This is a genomic window from Iodobacter fluviatilis (assembly GCF_900451195.1).
GTDB lineage: Bacteria > Pseudomonadota > Gammaproteobacteria > Burkholderiales > Chitinibacteraceae > Iodobacter > Iodobacter fluviatilis.
In genome coordinates this window covers 200,778-220,805 of record NZ_UGHR01000004.1, presented here as the reverse complement: position 1 = coordinate 220,805, position 20,028 = coordinate 200,778, and the positions used below count along the sequence as shown (strand labels likewise).

The 20,028-nt window shown below is 49.9% G+C and carries 17 protein-coding genes and 1 riboswitch; of the genes, 10 read left to right on the top strand and 7 right to left on the bottom strand.

Translation table 11 applies throughout. The features are described from left to right. Positions 1-361: 361 nt before the first annotated feature. The 7 genes from DYD62_RS19750 to DYD62_RS19720 all read right to left on the bottom strand — a co-directional run bounded on the left by DYD62_RS19750 (position 362) and on the right by DYD62_RS19720 (position 7,737). Positions 362-2,077 carry a PHA/PHB synthase family protein gene (locus tag DYD62_RS19750; protein WP_115229338.1) on the bottom strand — a complete coding sequence of 572 codons (1,716 nt, stop codon included), beginning with the start codon at positions 2,075-2,077 and terminating at the stop codon, positions 362-364. Between the two features lie 119 nt (positions 2,078-2,196). After that, positions 2,197-3,564 carry a 4Fe-4S binding protein gene (locus DYD62_RS19745; RefSeq protein WP_115229336.1) on the bottom strand — a complete coding sequence of 456 codons (1,368 nt, stop codon included), beginning with the start codon at positions 3,562-3,564 and terminating at the stop codon, positions 2,197-2,199. Then, entirely contained in the window at positions 3,561-4,376 is an 816-nt protein-coding gene (locus tag DYD62_RS19740; RefSeq protein WP_115229334.1) for an FTR1 family iron permease, read from the bottom strand. The genes DYD62_RS19745 and DYD62_RS19740 overlap by 4 nt, the downstream gene beginning before the upstream one ends. Positions 4,377-4,794: 418 nt before the next feature. Next, the gene (locus DYD62_RS19735; RefSeq protein ID WP_172476528.1) at positions 4,795-5,115 is read right to left on the bottom strand and encodes a cupredoxin domain-containing protein; all 321 of its coding nucleotides are present in this window, start codon (positions 5,113-5,115) and stop codon (positions 4,795-4,797) included. A 122-nt stretch (positions 5,116-5,237) separates the two neighbouring features. Beyond that, positions 5,238-5,768: an iron transporter gene (locus DYD62_RS19730; RefSeq protein WP_308418356.1), complete on the bottom strand. Its 531-nt coding sequence runs from the start codon at positions 5,766-5,768 to the stop codon at positions 5,238-5,240. 275 nt (positions 5,769-6,043) lie between these two features. Then, the gene (gene murU / locus DYD62_RS19725; RefSeq protein WP_115229326.1) at positions 6,044-6,745 is read right to left on the bottom strand and encodes an N-acetylmuramate alpha-1-phosphate uridylyltransferase MurU; all 702 of its coding nucleotides are present in this window, start codon (positions 6,743-6,745) and stop codon (positions 6,044-6,046) included. Further along, positions 6,745-7,737, bottom strand: a complete 993-nt coding sequence (locus tag DYD62_RS19720; RefSeq protein WP_115229324.1) for an aminoglycoside phosphotransferase family protein — start codon at positions 7,735-7,737, stop codon at positions 6,745-6,747. Before DYD62_RS19720 ends, murU begins: the two co-directional genes overlap by 1 nt. A gap of 59 nt (positions 7,738-7,796) precedes the next feature. On the opposite strand from DYD62_RS19720, the gene DYD62_RS19715 reads away from it, so the two are divergent. From DYD62_RS19715 to DYD62_RS19670, 10 genes are all read left to right on the top strand, one after another. Next, positions 7,797-9,956, top strand: a complete 2,160-nt coding sequence (locus DYD62_RS19715; protein ID WP_115229322.1) for an LPS-assembly protein LptD — start codon at positions 7,797-7,799, stop codon at positions 9,954-9,956. 4 nt (positions 9,957-9,960) lie between these two features. After that, positions 9,961-11,253 (top strand): peptidylprolyl isomerase, encoded by a 1,293-nt coding sequence (locus DYD62_RS19710; protein ID WP_115229320.1) that lies wholly within the window; start codon positions 9,961-9,963, stop codon positions 11,251-11,253. An 84-nt stretch (positions 11,254-11,337) separates the two neighbouring features. Then, complete coding sequence (gene pdxA / locus DYD62_RS19705) at positions 11,338-12,327, top strand: 4-hydroxythreonine-4-phosphate dehydrogenase PdxA (RefSeq protein WP_115229318.1); 990 nt, start codon at positions 11,338-11,340, stop codon at positions 12,325-12,327. A 208-nt stretch (positions 12,328-12,535) separates the two neighbouring features. Beyond that, positions 12,536-13,333 (top strand): 16S rRNA (adenine(1518)-N(6)/adenine(1519)-N(6))-dimethyltransferase RsmA, encoded by a 798-nt coding sequence (rsmA, locus tag DYD62_RS19700; RefSeq protein ID WP_115229316.1) that lies wholly within the window; start codon positions 12,536-12,538, stop codon positions 13,331-13,333. 170 nt (positions 13,334-13,503) lie between these two features. Further along, positions 13,504-14,244 (top strand): amino acid ABC transporter ATP-binding protein, encoded by a 741-nt coding sequence (locus DYD62_RS19695; RefSeq protein WP_115229986.1) that lies wholly within the window; start codon positions 13,504-13,506, stop codon positions 14,242-14,244. Positions 14,245-14,392: 148 nt separating this feature from the next. Continuing rightward, positions 14,393-15,280 (top strand): glutamate/aspartate ABC transporter substrate-binding protein, encoded by an 888-nt coding sequence (locus DYD62_RS19690; protein WP_276527802.1) that lies wholly within the window; start codon positions 14,393-14,395, stop codon positions 15,278-15,280. A 201-nt stretch (positions 15,281-15,481) separates the two neighbouring features. Then, positions 15,482-16,228, top strand: coding sequence for an amino acid ABC transporter permease (locus tag DYD62_RS19685; RefSeq protein ID WP_115229312.1), 747 nt, complete (start codon positions 15,482-15,484; stop codon positions 16,226-16,228). A 1-nt stretch (position 16,229) separates the two neighbouring features. Then, on the top strand, positions 16,230-16,895 hold the full coding sequence (locus DYD62_RS19680) for an amino acid ABC transporter permease (protein WP_115229310.1): 666 nt from the start codon (positions 16,230-16,232) through the stop codon (positions 16,893-16,895). Positions 16,896-16,977: 82 nt separating this feature from the next. Next, complete coding sequence (locus DYD62_RS19675; RefSeq protein ID WP_099397827.1) at positions 16,978-17,706, top strand: amino acid ABC transporter ATP-binding protein; 729 nt, start codon at positions 16,978-16,980, stop codon at positions 17,704-17,706. 136 nt (positions 17,707-17,842) lie between these two features. Then, positions 17,843-18,049, top strand: a riboswitch (cobalamin riboswitch). Positions 18,050-18,183: 134 nt separating this feature from the next. Then, positions 18,184-19,998, top strand: a complete 1,815-nt coding sequence (locus tag DYD62_RS19670; protein ID WP_165928656.1) for a TonB-dependent receptor domain-containing protein — start codon at positions 18,184-18,186, stop codon at positions 19,996-19,998. The last annotated feature ends 30 nt before the right edge of the window (positions 19,999-20,028 follow it).

Below are 20,028 nucleotides of genomic sequence, written 5' to 3'. Positions count from 1 at the left end.
ATATCAAATTACCACATCATTTTTAACACGAGATAACGCGGATAGCGTTGAGCTGGCTCAAAGTGTTAAGGCGGGCTTTCGCCCGCCTTATAATAAATTAAAACCTGTAGACGTTTTTACTTAAAAAAATAAAGATGACGCAGTGGTGAGCTCATATTAATAAGAGCATAACTTCCCGAATAACGCGATTTTGTAGCTTGAGTTAGCGAGTATTTCGCGTAACCCAACATTTTTTTCACCGACCCCGCTGGGTTACGCCAGCGGACCGTATTCGGTGAAGTTATATTACCCCCATTTTAATCAATTTTTTCTCCGTGAACCTCTGTGGTCTTCATGATTAAGAATTTGAATTCTTATGCCACTACTCCAAAACATAAGTCCCCGGTGCAGCCCCTTGTTGTGGATAGGCCCGGCTGGATAATTTGGGTTTGACCTGCCCGCCACACTGCGGCTTAAGCCACTCTACCCAGTTGGGCCACCAAGAGCCCGCTACCTTTTTTTGCCGGGCTAAAAAGTCTTCAGCACTTTCACCAGTCTCAGGCACGCCCTGCCAGTAGCTGCGTTTGGATGTGGGGCCAGGTGGATTAACGATGCCGATAATATGGCCGGATGTGGAGAGAGTAAAGGTGACATCGCCCCCGCTGCGATCCGCTAGGGTATAAGTTTGCCGCCATGGGGCAATATGGTCTTCTTCTGCACTCACCATAAACAGCGGCTGCTTGATTTGGCCTAAATCGATTTTTTGCCCAGCAATTTCTAAGGCATCTGGCTGAACCAGCTTATTTTTCCAATATAATTCGCGCAAATAGGTGCGGTGCATTTTCATTGGCATACGGGTGGAATCCATATTCCAATATAAAACGTCGAATTCACTTGGCGTTTGGCCCAGCAAATAGTTATCTACCCAGTAATTCCAGATCAGACTATTGGAGCGCAGCATTCTGAAAGAAGCGGCCATATCTTTGCCATCCAGAAAGCCTTTTTTCTCCATCACGCCATCAATAAAATCCAGACCCTCCTCATCTAAAAAGACTTCAATATCACCCGGATATTCAAAATCGGTCAGCGTGGTGAGTAAGGTTGCTGAAACCACGGGCACTTTCCCCGGCATTTTTCTATTGGCCCACGCAAGGTATGTTGCAGCCAAGGTGCCGCCAAGGCAGTAACCCAATAAATGGACTTGTTCGCTGCCGCTGATTTCCTGCGCCACTTTAATAATTTGTGCCACACCATCGTTCAGATAGTCATCAAAGGCCACATCACGCATGCTGCCATCGGGGTTTTTCCAGCTGGTGATAAACACCGAGAAGCCTTGGTCAACCAGATACTTCACGAGGCTTTTTTTCTCGTTCATATCGAGGATGTAATACTTATTAATCCATGGGGACACCAGCACCAGCGGCACGCTGTGCACCGTGGGAGTAGTCGCCTCGTAATGCAACACTTCCAGTAAGCGCCCGCGATACACCACCGATCCTGCCGTTGTCGCCAGATTTTCACCCACTTTAAACGCGTTCATATCAGTCATGCTGATATCGCCACGCGCTTTGTCTTCTTTAAAGTTTTTATAGCCTGCAACGAGGCTGTCACCATTGGTGCTTAATGCTTTGGCAATTGCCACCGGATTAGTCAGCAAAAAGTTGGTCGGAGCAGCGGCGTTCAACACTTGTCTTAACCAGAAAGCACTGCGATTACGCTCGTGCTCGCCCATATCCGGCGTGGCATAAAGCGCATCCTGCAGCCAATGGGTATTAAGTAAATACCATTCTTTAATGCCATCCCAATAGGGGCTGTCGCTCCAGATCGGGTCTGCAAAACGTACATCTTCAGGATGAGGCGGAAAAACATCGCTATCCGCCTCGCCCCAGAAACGCCGCGTGGTAAAGTTTTGCCACTTACTTACATCATTCAGATAGCGAAACAGCTCATTGGATAAGGCCATGGGATTTTGCAGCCATGCCTGCTGAGCCTTAATCGAGCTGGCAAGCAAGCCAAAGGGATCGGTCGATTGCCTTAATTTATGTTGTAAATCAGCGTAGCGCTGAGATTGTTCCGTAAAAAAAGTAAACTCTGACATGGCCGTCCCCCTTGAGATCGTTGTTCCAGCTTAGGTTGCAGTGCAGCAGAACTCAATGTGTAAGATCAAAGAGCCCGCTGATTATTAAGCCAAAATATGTCAAATTGCTACCCTCTACGTCAGGCCCACACAAAAAACAACAGCACCCAGGCCCAGCCATATAAAGTCAGGCCGAGGCCCGCCAACGCCAGCGCGCCCAAACGTGGCCACCATTGCATCGTACGCTGGCCCGCCAAGCGCCAAAACAAGCGCAGAGACCACAATAGCGCCAAACTCAGCAACACCGCTCTGGCCGTTGGTGCCCATGCCATTGCTACGCCTTCATGCTTCAGTAAATTCACCGTCAGTGCTGACAGGCCTAAAAATACACCACAAGCCGCTGCGGGAATAAAGGACTGCGCCAGCTTATGCACGCTTAAAGCATCACGCTTGGGTAAGATCCAATCGGCCAGCTTTAAGCACAGATAAAGGCTGCCGCCCAGAAAAAGCATGCTGCAGCCGATATAGGCCACGATCAGGCCGCCATCGAGCCAGGAGAAGCTATCGTTCACCTCGGGGTAATGCGTCAGAATCCACCATGGCGCGTTGTCTTGCAGCGGCCAGAAGATATCTCGGTTTACCAGCCACTCCGCCATCATCTGCTTGGCATCCACCAGCCACGGGCTGGCGGTCCACTGAAATGCACCAACAGCAAGCCCCATCAGGCCAAATAAAATCAGCACGGTTTCCCAGCCACTGCCCTTGGCAACGTGAGTGATTTCGTCTTCAGGCGAACGCACGTTCAAAGCAATTGCGCCCCGATAATCACTGCAACGCCCGCACATATGGCATTCGGTTGCGCCCTGCATATTGCGCATCGGCACGAGCGGCGCACAGTTAATCGGCATCACTTTGGCTTGCGGCGCTTTCCAAGCCTCCACATCCACCTTGTAATGCCATGGCGCCAGCTTGGCCAACAAATTAAACACGCCATTCACGGGGCAAAGGTAGCGGCACCACACCCGCTTGCTGCGGCCATACCAATAACCAACGCCCACCGCCGCTAGGGTTGAGCCGCCCAGCACCAGCATCGCCGCCAGCGGGTATTGGTAAACACTCAGCAGCTGCCCGTAAACGGTGGTACAAGCAAAAGCCACAAAGGGCCAGCCCTGCCAGCGTATCCAGCGAGGGATAGTATGATTGCGCCCGCGCTCACTGGCCCATTCTGTCAGCATGCCTTCAGGACAAAACCAGCCACACCAGACACGGCCCATCAGCAGCATGGAGATCAGCACAAATGGCCACCAGATTCCCCAAAAGGCAAACTGCGCAAAAATCACCAGATGATTAAAAACCCGCGCGCTTTCATCAGGCAGGCTCACAAACGTCGGAATAATCAGCAGAAACAAATAGAAAAAAACCACCACCCATTGCAGCTTGCGCAGCCAATGAGCGTGGTCCCGTAAAAAATTGCCGAACTGAGCGGTACGCGAATTCAAAATAGTCATTGCCCTGTTCGACTCACCCGGCGCAGCACATAAGTGGTGGCAATCCAATAGCCACTCCAAATCACCAGCAGAGATAACGCTGGATGCGAGCGATAGCCTGCAAAATCGGCCAGTAATTTGCCCACACTCACACTTTCATCCAGCCAAGCCGAGCTATCCCAGAGCGGATCAATAATCGCGGGCAAAACACCCATACCAATCAAATGCTCTACGCCTGAGTTCAGCATTGCGCCCGCCAAGAGCAGCAGCAAAATTTCGGTCACCTTAAAAAACCAGCGCCAAGAAATATATTTACCACCCAATTGCAGTAGCAGAAATGTCGCCAGCGCCGCCACAAAGCCGCCCAAGCCCGCCAGCGCTAACGAGCCGCCATTGCTGCTACCTGCCACGCTGCCGTATAAAAACACAACGGTTTCACTGCCTTCACGCGCCACAGCCAGCGCCACTAAAAACAGCAAGCCCCACCAGTTTTTTTCCGCCGCATTGCTGGCAAGGCCGCCTTCTAATTCACGCTTAAGACTGCGACCATTTTTACGCATCCACACCACCATCTGCACAATCAGCAGAGCGGCCACCAAGGGCATTGCGGCCTGGAAATACTCCTGAGCCGTATCATCCAACCAGCTGGAAACACCCAATAGCGTCAGCGCCAGCAAGCTCGATAGCACCAAACCAAGGCCCACACCGCCCCAGAGATAGGCCATGCCACGCTGGCCAGCCACCGGATTGGCACGCAACCACGCATATAAGATCCCAACCACCAGCAGCGCTTCAACGCTTTCTCGCCAGACAATAAATGCGACTTGTTCCATAGTCTTTAACCTTTAAAAATTGCAACAACACATGAGAACAAAAACCTAAATCTTGAACCACAGAGGGCACAGAGAACACGGAGTTTCACGGAGAAAAACAGGTTTTGAATTAAGACGCTTGTTTTAAGGTTTTGGGTACTTTCAAACTCTTAGTTACCCAAAACTTTCCCGCTATCGTGGCACGGGGCTTAAATCCCCCCTTGAAGCCGCGACACGAGGAACAAGCGGGCGGGGTTTCTTTGATGCCTGTCTGAGCGAAGCGAGTTCCGCAGCCGCCGCTGTCCGCAGCGGAGGAGCCTTCGTACTTCGTGGGGGCGCCTTCTTTGCGTACTATGATTTCTGGCGAAGCAGAAATTAAAGACTTCGCGGGGATCCCGCACCTAAATCAACGTGCCGAAGGCACTAAAATAATGCCCCCTTACTTCACCACAATCACACCCCGAGCCTGTGGGTGGAAATCATCAAAGAAAATATATTCGCCAGCAGATACGCCCTGAATCACCACAAAGGATTCAACCCCAGGGGCGAGGACTTTTTCTTTGCGCAGCGGCAGGCTTTCAAATTCAGCAGGCGACTTGCCCTTATTCACCAAGATCAGTTTGAATTTGGTTTTTGCCGGAGCTTCAATACGCGTTGGCGTGACCTTGCCATCGTTAAGCTCCACCCTGAATGTCAGCAAATCATCCGCACTCGCCATCAGGCTGCATGTGCTTAACAAAGCCACCACAATACGTCGCATATCATTTCGTCCCATAAACCAACAACAATTTAAGCCATAAGAAAGCACAAAGCCCCCAGCCAGCAGCCTGTTGAACGGATGATCAGTAGGCTGAAAAGCTGAGGGCCTTGAATCAGACGATCTTAATAACCGCCCTTCTTGCCTGTTCCGGCGTAGGTAAATTCATAGTTCAGATCAAAAGGCTTAAACCAAGGTGCTACGCCCGTTTCCTTATCCACATGGCGGCCAAAGTGGGCGTGCGGGTTTTCTGATGGCGGCAGGATGGTGTATTTCAGCTTATATTTGCCGGGGCCTTCCAGCTTGATATTGTCGCCGTAATGCGGGCCGTCGCTAGCAACCATGGCCATAAAATCGCCCTTGATCACATTCTTACTGCCCGCTTTTTGCAACTCATACTTAATCAATAAATACGGCACCCACTCGCCTTCACCAAAACCATTCGGATTACCTTTCGCGGCATGAATATCCGCCTCAAGGTGAATATCCGAAGCTTCCGCCTTACGCATCATGCCATCCGGATCCATCTTCACCGGCTGCAAATAAACGGCAGCCAGCTCCATACCATTTTTAATCGTTGGCTTACCAATCGGATATTCTGCGGCATAGGCTTGTGCAGACAGCGCGAGCGCAATCGCGGGGACCAGATATTTCATAAACATACCTTTAAGCTAAGGAAAACAGCGATATATGTCGTATTCATTCTTAAATACGAACCACTATCAATCTTATTCCTATCGTTGCAACTTAAAAAGGTTCTATTTACGATGAAAGCAGGTAAATACGTTTTATTGACCCAAATCAAAAAAAACGCCCCCTGTCCTACGGAGGCTGAAGTGTTCATAAACAACTGAGGCCACGTATTACTTGTCTGATGCAAATCCCAATGATCTGATCGATCAGCATTCAAAAGTTTTAAAAATCACGTCTCTCAAACACCCAGCAACTTGCCATTACCTTCTCTGACTAAAGTATCCGCCTGCTGTAAATCAGCAGGCGTACCTACGTTTACCCATGTACCCTCAAAATACTCACCACTCACCCGACCCTCAGCCGCGTACTTAGCCAACATGGGACCTAATTTGGCTTTTTCACCAAGAACAACGTCTGCAAGTAATCCAGCTCGACAAATCGCTAAATTTCCATAGCAGTATTTCTCTGCCCCATTCGGCACAATCAAGCCGTTTTCCAAAGCAAAATCCCCCAGAGGATGATATTCAGGATTGGGCACCATCACCAAATGAGCGACATGGTTTTGATCCATTGTCTTTGCATAAGCCAACAAACGGTGTAAATCAAAATCAGTAAAAATATCAGCGCTAATCAATAAAAACGGCTCATCCCCCAATAGCGGCAGCGCCTTAGCAATCCCCCCTGCCGTTTCCAGCGCGACATCTTCTGCCGAATATTGGATGCGCACCCCGTAGGCACTGCCATCCCCCAAGCGCTCTTCTATCATCGCACCCAACCATGCATGATTGATCACCACCTCGGTGATACCCGCAGCGGCAAGACGATGTAAATGCCAGCCAATTAAGGGCGTGCCGCCCACTTCTAATAGCGGCTTAGGGCAGGTATCAGTAAGGGGGCGCATGCGCTCGCCACGCCCCGCAGCAAGAATCATCGCTTTCATCAGAAGGTGAATCCAGTGGCTACCGGCTCGCCATGCAGGTTTAAAAGCAAACGCCCCAGCGGAGTTAATTCGCTATAGCGCAGGCAAACTTTGCGTACATATTCAAATACACGCGGAATATCAGCCTGATATTGCTCTTTACCATCGCGGTGCTTCAGGCGAGCAAACAGGCCCAGGATTTTAAGATGGCGTTGCAGCCCTTGCCATTCGAATGCGCGATAAAAATCGCCAAAATCTTCGTGCACCGGCAAGCCTGCAGCACGAGCTTGCTCCCAATAGCGAATCGCCAAATCGAGCACAAAGGCTTCATCCCATGCGAGGTAAGCGTCTTTAAGCAAAGACACCAGGTCGTAAGTAATCGGGCCAAGCACCGCATCTTGAAAATCAATCAGGCGAAGCGTGTCGTCTTGCACCATGATATTTCGGGAGTGGAAATCACGATGCATATAGAGGGTTGGCTGAGCCAGATTATGTGCAACGATCAGCGCACAGCTGCGCTCCCAGACGCCCAAATCTTTGCCTTCCAGCGTCACGCCATAGGCTTTGCCAAAATACCATTCGCGGCAAATATCCATTTCGCGTTGCATAAATGCACCATCAAAAGGCGCTAAGCCATCGATGGGTGTACTCACCTGCATTTTCACCAACAAAGAAATGGCCTGACGGTAATAATTGGCGGCGTTGTCTGCATCAATCAGACTGGCGAGTGTTTTTGTACCCAGATCTTCAAGCACAACCCAGCCCTGCTCAAGGTTTTGTGCCAGTACAGCAGGCACCGGTAAGCCCGCACTGGCAAGGCGTTGCTGCTGTTGTAAGAAAGGCTGGCAATCAAAATCAGCGGGATGTGCATCCATAATAATCAGGCTTCGATCACTAAAAACAGCGCGCCAATACGAGCGAACGCTGGCGTCAGCAGCCGCAATTTCCAGTGTTTTTGGGGCTTGACCCAGTGTTTCGGTCAGCCAGGAATGAAGTGAATCTGTTCTAGTCATGGTCTTAGGTGCCAGCAATGCAGTAGAATCTGCAAATTCTATCAGCTCCTGATGGCCGCATGTCCGCGACCCACACACCATTTCATTTCCGTCTCACCGCAATTGCCGCTGCACTCCTCTGTGCGATGGCGCATTCGGCCGAGCCTCTTCCCATCAATGTGGAAGCCGACAACGTCGTTGGCACCACGACCGGGACCACTGAGGCCAGAGGCGATGTTCAACTCCACAGAGGCGATCTTGATGTCAATGCCGAGTGGGCCACCTTCGATCAAAAGTCGAATAAGGTGACCGCCGGTGATCAGATCGAGATGACACGCCAGGGGGATGTCTTAAAAGGCAATCAGCTCGATTATCTGCTCGATACCAAATATGGCACGCTCACCAATCCAGACTATGCCATTGCCCAAGGCTTGGGCCGAGGGGATGCGGTAAAGCTGCTCTTTGAGGGCGATGATAAATATCGCCTTGAAGATGGCCGCTTTACCACCTGCAAGCCTGGCGACAATGCCTGGTTTTTGCACGCCAATGAGCTGGAGCTGGATTACGTCACCAATAAAGGCGTAGCCCACAATGCTTGGCTGGAATTCAAAGGCGCGCCGATTATGTATATGCCGTGGATGAATTTCCCGCTCAATAGCAATCGGCAAACCGGATTTTTAGCGCCATCCTTCAGCACCAACAACCGTAATGGTTTTGAATTTTCCACGCCTTTTTATTGGAATATCGCGCCCAATTATGATTTCACCTTAACGCCGCGCTATATGTCGCGCCGGGGTGTAATGCTGGGTGGCGAGTTTCGCTATATGCAGCCTGATTACGCAGGCACGCTGAAAGTGGAAGGCTTAAGCAACGATACGGTTTCAGACAGCAGCCGCAGCAGTATTGTATTTCAACATCAGCAAGCGCTGACCGATCGCTTGTCGCTCAGCCTGAATGTGCAAAAAGTATCGGATGACGATTACTTTAACGATTTTGGCGATCGCTTAAGTGTGGCCTCGCAAACTAATTTGCCACGTGAAGCCGTACTGAGTTATCGCGGTGATAACTGGCAGACTTTTGGGCGCTGGCAGCGCTTTCAAACCATTCAAAGTACAACCAACCCGGTTGACGAGCCCTATGCCCGTGTACCGCAAATTGGTTTTTCTGCCACGCCAGACTGGATTAAAGGCGTACAACTGAGCGTTTCAGCAGAAGCCACTGAGTTTGATCACTCGACCAAAATCAACGGCACGCGCGTCTGGGTAAAGCCTGAGATCAGCATGCCTTTTATTGGTTCTTATGGTTTTATCAAGCCCAAGATCAGCGTACACGCCTCCAGCTATCAGCTGCGAGCCAATGGCCCTAATCAAGTCAGTAGCTCCGAAAATCGTGTTTTGCCTATTTTCAGCGTTGATAGTGGCCTGTATTTTGAAAAAGAAACCACACTGGGTGGAGAGGAATACACGCAAACTCTAGAGCCTCGGGCTTATTACGCCTATGTGCCCTACCGCGATCAATCCAAGCTGCCTAATTTTGATTCGGCCATTACTGATTTCTCTTTTGCACAAATGTTTTCTGAAAACCAGTTTTCAGGCAACGACCGTATTAATGATGCCAATCAGCTGACCTTGGCCCTCTCTTCCCGCCTGTACGAATCATCAACCGGGATTGAACGTGTCCGTGCCACGATTGGCCAGCGCTTTTACTTTACCGATCAAAAAGTCACCCTAGATGCTCCAGGCAGGCCCGAAGAAGCAACGTCATCCGATTTATTACTATCGGTAAGCGGGCAGGTCTGGCGTGATTTTATGGTAGGTTACAGCCTGCAATACAATGCACGGGACGACAGCACCATCCGCTCCGATATTAATCTGGGCTGGAGCCCGGGTGCTTACCGTGCGCTGAATATGCGTTATGTACAAAGCCGCAACAATAATATCGAACAGCTTGATTTCTCTGGCCAGTGGCCACTTGGCGGGGGTTGGTACGCGATTGGGCGCGCTAACTATTCGCTGCGTGACAACAAGGCTTTAGAAACGCTGAGTGGCGTTGAATATAATGCCGGCTGCTGGGCATTACGCTTTGCTGCCCAACGCTACATTACCAATGACGGCACATTCAACACCAACTTCTTCGCCCTTCTTGAACTGGGCGGTTTAGGCGGTTTAGGCAGCAATCCAATTGATGTGCTGCGCCAAACTATTCCTGGTTATACCGATACCTACAGCAAGGTCCACTGATTATATGAAGCTGCGCCACATTTCCCGCGCCTTAGCGCTCGTTGCCCTGATCGGCACATCCCAACTTGCAAGCGCATCGGTTGAAACGATTGATCGCATTGTTGCCGTAGTGAATAAAAGTGTCGTCACCCAGCAAGAGCTTGATGCACGGATCAGCAGCGTCCAGAAAAACATGGAAAGCCAGCGCATCACCCTGCCACCCGCTGCCGTGCTTAAACAGCAGGTGCTGGACAGAATGATTCTGGAGCTGGTGCAGGTACAGTACGCCGACCAAATGGGGATACGGGTTGATGACAGCCAGTTGGAACGCGCGATTGGCCGTATGGCCGAGCAAAATAAAATGTCCTTGCCACAGTTTCGCGAAACCCTTGCCAAACAAGGCATGAGCTGGAAATCATTCCGCGAAGATATCCGCCGCGAAATCACCCTTACCCGTCTGAAAGAGCGCGAAATCGACAACCGTATTGTGATCAGCGACAGCGAAATCGACGAATACATCAAGCTGAACACCGGCAAAGAACAGCAAGAATTCCGCCTTGCGCATATTTTGATTCCGCTGCCAGAAAACGCCAGCCCGGAACAAATCACCGCCAAACGCACCCGTGCGCTTGCCGCCATTGAAGAAATTAAATCCGGTAAAGACTTTGCCTCGATTGCTGCGGTTTATTCCAGCGCACCGGATGCCACCAGCGGCGGCAGCTTAGGCTGGCGCGCGGCAGGCTCACTCCCCCCTGCTTTTACCCAGCTTCTGGAAAAACTAAACCCCGGTGAAATCACCGATTTAGTGCGCAGCCCTGGTGGTTTTCATATTGTGAAGCTGCTTGAAAAACGCAGCCAGGAACAAAAAACCGTCGTTGAGCAAACCCACGCGCGCCATATTCTGATCCGCACAAACGAGCTGGTTTCAGAAGGCGATGCACGCCAGCGCCTGAATCAACTGGCCGACCGGCTAAAAAATGGCAGCAAATTTGAAGAACTGGCCCGCCTCTATTCCGACGATGGCAGCGCCAGCAAAGGTGGCGATTTAGGCTGGCTCACGCCAGGCGAAACCGTTCCAGAATTTGAAACCGCGATGAATGCACTCAAGCCAGGTGAAATCAGCCAAGTCATTCAATCGCCGTTTGGCCTGCATATTATTCAGGTACTGGAACGCCGCTCAAAAGATATGACCAAAGAGCGCGAGCGTTTCCGTGTAAGAAATGAACTAAAACAACGTAAGAGCGAAGAGCAGTTTGAAGACTGGCTGCGCCAGCAAAGAGACCGCGCTTTTGTTGAATTACGTTTAAAAGACGAGTAAAGCAATTCTGACAGCGCGAGCAGCAAGCCCGCGCTGTCACTATGCAGACCTGCAGCCATAACCTCTCAAGCCGTGTGAACATCAATGAACAAACCCACACTGCCCCGCATCGCCCTCACCAGCGGCGAGCCTGCAGGCATAGGCCCTGAAATCAGCGCCATGCTGGCAGCCACCGGCCTGCCCAATTGCCAGCTGGTGATTCTTTGCGATAAAACCCTGCTTGCAGAACGGGCAAACGCCTGCCAAATTGATGCCAGCTGGCCCGATTACTCGCCAGAGCAAACGGCCCCGGTTTCCATTTTGCATATCCCGCTCACCTCATCCTGCACCGCCGGCCAGCTCAATACCGGCAACGCCCGCTATGTGCTTGATCTACTGGACAGAGCCACAGACGGCTGCCAGAGCGGCGAGTTTGCTGCCATCGTCACTGCGCCGATTCATAAGGGCGTAATTAACGAAGGCGCGGATTTAGGACGGTTTTTCTACGGGCACACCGAGTATTTAGCAGAACGAACGCAAACCCCACAAGTTGTCATGATGCTGGCTTGCAGCGAAATGCGCGTGGCGCTAGCAACCACTCATTTGCCACTAAAAGACGTTGCAGCCGCCATTACGGCCGAATCACTCACCACCACGATCAATATTTTGCACCACGATTTACAAACTAAATTCGGCATGACCAAACCCAGAATAATTGTGGCGGGGCTAAACCCTCACGCGGGGGAATCAGGCCATTTAGGACGTGAAGAAATAGAAATTATCAGCCCCGTGCTGGATACATTACGCCAAACAGGCATGACGCTGATCGGACCATTGCCTGCAGATACCCTGTTTAATCGTAATATCCTCGCCTCTGGCGATGCGGTACTCGCCATGTATCATGATCAGGGGCTGCCAGTGCTCAAATATGCCAGCTTTGGCCACGGCATCAATATTACGCTGGGCCTGCCGATTATTCGCACCTCGGTTGACCATGGCACGGCACTTGATCTGGCGGGTACTGGCAAAGCAGACGCTGGCAGCCTGCTTGCTGCAACCCAACTAGCGGTTGAGTTGGCAAGCCATACGACTTGAACCAGAACATGGCCGGCGGATCAGTAGCCGGGCATCAGTTTTCCCACATTTTGCAGGATGGATTGCGCTTTCACTGGACGAGGTAAACCTCGAACGCAGACTGCTAACCCAAGCTGCACGCAATTTTAAAGCGCTGTGCCGGACATTCCGGCATACCGTACACATAATGACCGCGGCTTACGCCGCGACAGAACTCGCTGGAAAAATAATGACTTCGCATATCCCTCGTAAACGCTTCGGGCAAAACTTTTTACAAGACCAAAGTGTCATTTCCGACATTATCAACTCCGTCAGCCCGCGCAAAGGCGATGTACTGGTTGAGATTGGGCCGGGCCTAGCTGCACTGACCATGCCACTGATGGATCGCACTGAAACGCTGCACGTAGTCGAAATCGACCGCGATATCGTGGCGCATTTATCCGAAAAGTTTTCTCCGGAAAAACTGGTTATCCACAATGTAGATGCGCTGAATTTTGACTTTGGCGCGCTAGCTGCAGAGATTGCGCCTGGCAGCAAAATTCGCCTGATCGGCAATCTGCCATACAATATTTCCACGCCGCTGTTATTTCATCTGGCGAGCTTTGGCGACTCGATTTTTGATATGCATTTTATGCTGCAAAAAGAAGTGGTTGACCGTATGGTGGCCGAGCCATCGACATCGGATTACGGCCGCCTCAGCATCATGCTGCAATACCGCTTCAATATGGAGCGCGTGTTTGACGTACCGCCAGAGGCATTTTTCCCGCCACCTAAAGTTGATTCATCCATCGTACGCATGGTGCCGTGGGCAGAGCTGCCAGCGCCTGCCAGCGACTATCATCACCTGCAAAAGCTAGTTGCCCAAAGCTTTGGCCAGCGCCGCAAAACCCTGCGTAACAATGTAAAAAGCCTTGTGAGCGATGCCGAGCTAGAAGCACTGGGCATTTCCCCAAGCTGCCGCCCAGAAAACGTCACGCTGGAGCAATATGTAGCGCTCAGCAACTACCTTGTTGCAGCCGGACGATAAATACCTTGTAAGGCGGGCAGCGCCCCGGTCTTCCGGATATTCACTCAGGCAGGCGGAGCACTTGCCCGCCCTGCCCGCAGCTTCGCGTTTGCCCTAGGGTTTCCCCGCCTTGCCAACATTGCACAATATTTAACAGAATCAGGTCTCTTGTCATGCCCCAATCCAAGCCAATGATCAAATTTAATCACGTCAATAAATGGTATGGCCCAGACCATCATGTACTGAAAGACATTTGTCTTGAAGTCAAACAAGGTGAAGTGGTTGTGGTTTGCGGGCCTTCTGGCTCGGGTAAATCCACCATGATCCGCACCATCAATCAACTGGAACCCGTTAACGATGGTGAAATCTGGATTGGTGATGTGCAGGTCAACAGCCCCAAAACAGATATCAACAAACTGCGTGCTGAAGTAGGCTTTGTTTTCCAGCACTTCAATCTTTACCCGCATTTATCGGTACTAGAAAACATCACGCTCGCCCCAATCCGTGTAAAAGGCATGAAACAGGAAGAGGCCAATGCACTTGGCTTAAAACTGCTCGAACGAGTTGGCCTTGCTGACAAAAAAAATGCTTATCCGTCAAACCTATCCGGCGGCCAGCAGCAGCGTGTAGCCATTGCCCGCGGCCTAGCCATGAACCCGGGCGTGATGCTGTTTGACGAGCCGACTTCCGCACTCGATCCGGAAATGATTGGTGAAGTGCTGCAAGTGATGAAAACACTGGCTGAATCTGGCATGACCATGATGGTCGTCACCCACGAAATGGGCTTTGCCCGCGAAGTGGCAGACCGGGTGTTATTTCTGGATCAAGGCGTTATTTTAGAAGATGCTCATCCGGAAGACTTCTTTACCAATCCACAACACGATAGGGCTAAGCAATTCTTACGTCAGATTCTAGCCCCTATGCAGCAGTAATATTTGTAAGCTAACATCCAAAACGGCCCTTATGGGCCGTTTTTGTTTGAAACACTAAGGATTATCCCCAAAGTCTTATTTTTTCAGTCAGTCTATACTGAAACAAATACAGATCCCCCGTGATTTTAGGAGAACACTCGTGAAGAAATTGTTACTTGTTTTGGCTGTATCCTCTCTTTTTACCGCCACCGTGCAAGCAGAAGAATTAAGCGGTACGCTCAAAAAGATTCAAGAAACAAAAACCCTGGTATTAGGCCACCGGGATTCTTCTATTCCCTTCTCCTATTTAGACAATGGTCAGCGGCCAATTGGTTACTCTGTAGAAGTAGCTAATCACATTGCTGAAGCCATCAAGAAAAAACTGAATATGCCATTTATTCAGGTTCGCTATAACCTAGTTACATCGCAAACACGTATTCCACTGGTACAAAACGGCACAGTAGATTTGGAATGTGGCTCCACCACCAATAATGTTGAACGCCAGAAACAAGTTGCTTTTTCTAACGGTATTTTTGAAATTGGCACACGACTTCTCGCCAATAAAAAATCCGGGATTAAAGACTTTGCTGATTTAGCGGGCAAAAACGTAGTCACAACGGCCGGCACCACTTCGGAACGTCTGATTAAAAAGATGAACGAAGAAAAGAAAATGAATATGAATATCATCAGTGCCAAGGATCACGGTGAATCCTTCCTGATGCTGGAATCAAATCGTGCCGCTGCATTTATGATGGACGATGCTTTATTAGCCGGTGAAATTGCTAAAGCCAAATCACCAGCAGACTGGGCCATTGTTGGCACACCACAATCGAATGAAATTTACGGCTGCATGCTGCGTAAAGATGACGCCCAGTTTAAAAAACTGGTTGATGATTCCATCGTTGATCTTTACAAGAGCGGCCGTATCAAGGCCGTATATGCACGCTGGTTTACTCAGCCTATTCCACCAAAAGGCTTAAACCTGAATTTCCCTATGAGCGATGATCTGAAAAAGCTGATTGCCAGCCCAACAGATAAATCTGCAGAACAGATGTAAAAAACCTTTTCGGGTTTACACACATCATCAGGGAGGCCAGGTAGTCTGTTGGACTTAAGCAAGGCCGTAACAAGAAAAGCCAATTGGCATTGATTCACCCCATTAAAAAAGGGAAATCTAGGCCAATCCGACACTTCTGAAAATGGCCAGTCTTAAGCCCGGCAGGCTATCAGGCCTCCCTTTTACCTTCGGGGAGAAGATATGAATTACAACTGGGATTGGGGCGTTTTTTTTAAGTCCACCGGTATTGGCAGTGAAGTTTATTTAGACTGGTTTATTTCCGGACTGGGCTGGACACTCGCATTGGCTTTATCTGCCTGGATTATTGCGCTAATTTTAGGCACCATCATGGGTGTGGCGCGCACCTTGCCAAATCGTTTGGTTTCCGGTTTTGCCAGTGCTTATGTAGAATTATTTCGTAATATTCCACTCTTAGTACAATTGTTTATCTGGTATTTCCTAGTACCCGATTTTTTACCCGAGCCACTAGAAATCTGGTTTAAACAAGATATTAAACCTTCAACCTCTGCATTTATCAGTGTAGTGGTTTGCTTAGGCTTATTTACCTCGGCCCGTGTTTGCGAACAGGTACGCACCGGCATTCAGGCATTACCCAAAGGGCAAATCAATGCAGGCTATGCTTTAGGCCTTAATATCGCCCAAACTTACCGCCATGTATTACTGCCACAAGCTTTCCGCATTATTATTCCACCGCTCACCTCTGAGTTTTTAAATGTATTTAAAAATTCATCGGTTGCATCCTTAATTGGCTTAATGGAGCTATTGGCGCAAACCAAACAAACAGCAGAATTTACCGCTAATTTGTTTGAAGCATTTACCCTTGCCACCATTATTTATTTCACCCTCAATATGAGCCTGATGATGATCATGCGCTGGGTAGAAAAGAAAACCAGCGTGCCTGGCCTGATGTCGCTGGGAGGAAAATAAGATGGATTTATCAAATATTGGCCCGGCACTGCCAGGGCTTCTGGAAGGCATGATTCTTACGCTTGAGCTGCTCTTTTTTGCAGTCATTGGCGGTGTAGCATTAGGCACATTACTGGCACTGGCACGAATGTCCAGTAATCCGGTGTTATCCAAATTAGCCGGTTTTTATGTTAACTATTTCCGATCCATTCCATTACTCTTGGTCATCACCTGGTTTTACTTTATGGTGCCCTTTATTATTGGCTGGATTACAGGGCGGCCTACTCCAATTGGTGCATTCACTTCCTGCTTAATCGCTTTTATGATGTTTGAAGCGGCTTATTACTGTGAAATTGTGCGTGCCGGTATTCAGGCTATATCCAAAGGCCAGGTGAATGCCGCTTATGCCTTGGGCATGAATTACAGCCAAGCCATGCGCTTAATTATTTTGCCGCAAGCCTTTCGCAAAATGATGCCTCTGCTCTTAATGCAAAGCATTATTTTGTTTCAGGATACATCTTTAGTTTATGCCGTTGGACTGATGGATTTCCTGAATACAGCCCGCTCAAAAGGCGATATTGTTGGCCAGCCTCATGAGTTCCTGCTGCTGGCAGGTGCTGTATATTTCCTGATTAGCTTTAGTGCTTCCATGCTGGTGAAGCGTTTACAAAAAAAACTGACTGTGTAAAGAAAGCTTACACGGTAGCTTTAACCAAACAATATCGCGCAGAAGCACTGCTTCAACGCTGTTTGCAAAAGAGGTTAGCAGTATGATTTCAATACAGAATGTCAATAAATGGTATGGCAGCTTTCAAGTTTTGACCGACTGCAGCACCGAAGTAAAAAAAGGCGAAGTGATTGTGGTTTGCGGCCCATCAGGCTCAGGTAAATCCACACTCATCAAATGCGTAAATGGCCTAGAGCCTTTTCAGAAAGGCACCATCCTGATTGGCGACACTTCGGTGGGCGACCCAAAAACTGATTTACCAAAACTACGCTCTAAAGTCGGCATGGTTTTCCAGAATTTCGAGCTGTTTCCACACCTGTCTATCACAGATAATCTGTGCCTCGCCCAGCAGCGCGTGCTTGGCCGCAGCACGGATGAAGCGATGGAAAAAGGCCTGAAACTGCTGGATCGTGTTGGCCTGAAAGCCCATGCAAATAAATATCCGGGCCAGTTATCCGGCGGCCAGCAGCAGCGCGTCGCCATCGCCCGTGCGCTGGCGATGGATCCGATCGCCATGCTGTTTGACGAGCCCACCTCTGCGCTCGACCCAGAAATGGTCAATGAAGTGTTGGATGTGATGGTAGAGCTGGCTCAAGAAGGCATGACCATGATGTGCGTGACCCACGAAATGGGCTTTGCCCGCAAAGTGGCAACGCGCGTCATCTTTATGGACCAGGGCCATATCGTAGAAGACGCCAGCAAGGATGAGTTCTTTAACCAAACCCGCTCCGAGCGTGCCCAGCTGTTCTTATCCAAGATTTTGCAGCACTAAGCGCAACTTGCTCCAATCAACGCCACGCCCTTTGCGTGGCGTTTTTTTTGCCGGTGTATTGCTATATTCCAAATACTTACCAAAGCTAACATGAATATGTCTTAAAGCCGAAAGGCAAAGAATGCCAAGGCAGTATACAATCCGCCCCTTATAAGGTGCTCAACAAGAGTGAAACGGGAAGCAGGTTCAAATCCTGCGCTGCCCCTGCAACGGTAAGCAAGCGTAAATACATCCACAGCCACTGTCTAACAAAGATGGGAAGGCGGTGTATTGATCTGTCGGTTTTTCCAAATCGATGGCGACACTTGCAAGCCCGGAGACCGGCCTTAGACCTTGGCTGACACTCAGCCTAGGCAACCAACGCGCGGCAGGGTGCACGAAGCGGGTGAGATTCATCGCGCTTTGGCCATGCATCATCTCCTGCTCCCCCTGCTGCTATCATCGCCACACAGCGGGTGTGGCACTCAGGAGAGAGTAATGTTATTCCGTATCGCCCCATTAAGCCTTTTAATCGCCAGCATCTGTGCACAAGCTGAAGTTGTTCAGCTTCCCGCCGTGGTTACTACCGCAGCCCGCTTGCCGCAAGCCGCCAAAGAAGTGATCGGTGATGTAACCGTCATTGATCAAAAAACAATTGAAGCGGCTGGCACCGTAAGCCTGCCAGAGCTACTAGCACGCCAGCCGGGCGTACAGATCACCAGCAATGGTGGTGCAGGTAAAAGCGGTGGCATTTTTATTCGCGGCTCCAGCAGCCAACAAGCGGTTTATCTAATTGATGGCATACGATTTGGTTCCGCAACGGCAGGAGCGGCTGCCTTACAGCATATTCCACTGGCACAAATTGAACGCATCGAAATTCTGCGTGGCCCAGCGGCCAGCCTCTATGGCTCGGATGCGATTGGTGGCGTAATTCAAATCTTTACACGCCAAGGTGATAAAGGATTTCATCCATCTGTAGAAGTTGGCTTTGGTACAGAAAACACCCAAACTACCAGCGCTCATCTTTCTGGCGGCGAAGATGGCACTCGCTATGCTATCGGTTTAGCACACAGTAAAACGGATGGAATTAGCGCACGATCCAATCCTAAAGCAGGCACAATGAGCACCGATACCGATGGTTATGAAAACACCAGCTTATCGATCAATGCCAGCCATCGCATCAATGAAGCCCACGAATTTGGCGCAAGCCTGTTACAAGCCAAAGTAGAAAATCATTACGACTCTTCCGTCTCAAGTAATTATGACGATCGTGATGATGGCACGAATGGTAGCGCTACATTCTGGATGAACAATCGCTTTACAAAAAACTGGACCAGCAAATTACAAGCGGGCGTCAGCATCGATGACAGCACAAACTACACGCGTGCAGGTGAGAGCCGCTTTAAAACAAAGCAGACTCAAATATCTTGGCTCAATGAAATTAAAGTTGGCCCTGGCATTATGACTGTAGGCGCAGAAACACTAGAGCAAGCCATTAGCAGCACCACCAAATTTGATGTCGACCAGCGCCGTATTAACAGCCTGCTTGCGGGTTACCTTGCTCATTTTGACGATATTGCATTGCAGGTGAACCTGCGCAATGACAACAACAGCCAGTTTGGAGACAACACCAATGGCAGCATCGGAGCATCTTGGCAGCTTGCGGATGCTTGGAAAGTAGGCGGCAGCTTTGGTACTGGCTACCGCGCACCCACGTTTAATCAGCTCTATTACCCAAACTATGGCACGCCAACATTGCAACCTGAGACTTCCAAAAATACGGAAGTTTTTGTTCGCTTTGAAGCGAACAATATCCAACTTAGCGCAACGGCTTACCACAACGAAATCGATGGCATGTTAGAAACAGGCAAAACCACCACAACAGTGATTGGTAATGCAAAGTTAAAAGGCATTACCTTCACCGCAGACTGGCAAGGCGAGATGTTTCAAGCGGGTGGTAGCTTTGATTTACTGGATGCCAAAGATACTTCCGGTGGTGGGTCAACGGATGGCAAGCAACTCACACGCCGTGCCAAACAATTTGGCTCAGCCTATGTGGGCGTAGCGCAAGGGCAATGGAGCGCTCGCGGCGAAGTACAAGCACAAGCGCATCGTGAAGAAGATATTTACGGTGGTCCACGCGCCCGTCTGGCAGGCTACGCCCTCGCTAATCTGAGTGTGAACTGGCAGTTTGCTAAAGACTGGCAAGCCAGCGCCCGCGTCAATAATGTATTCGATACCGAATACGAGCTGGCAAAAGATTACGCCACGCTGGGCCGTAATGCCATGCTGAATCTGCGCTGGCAGCATTAATCTTACTTGATATATACGCAGCCCCACATG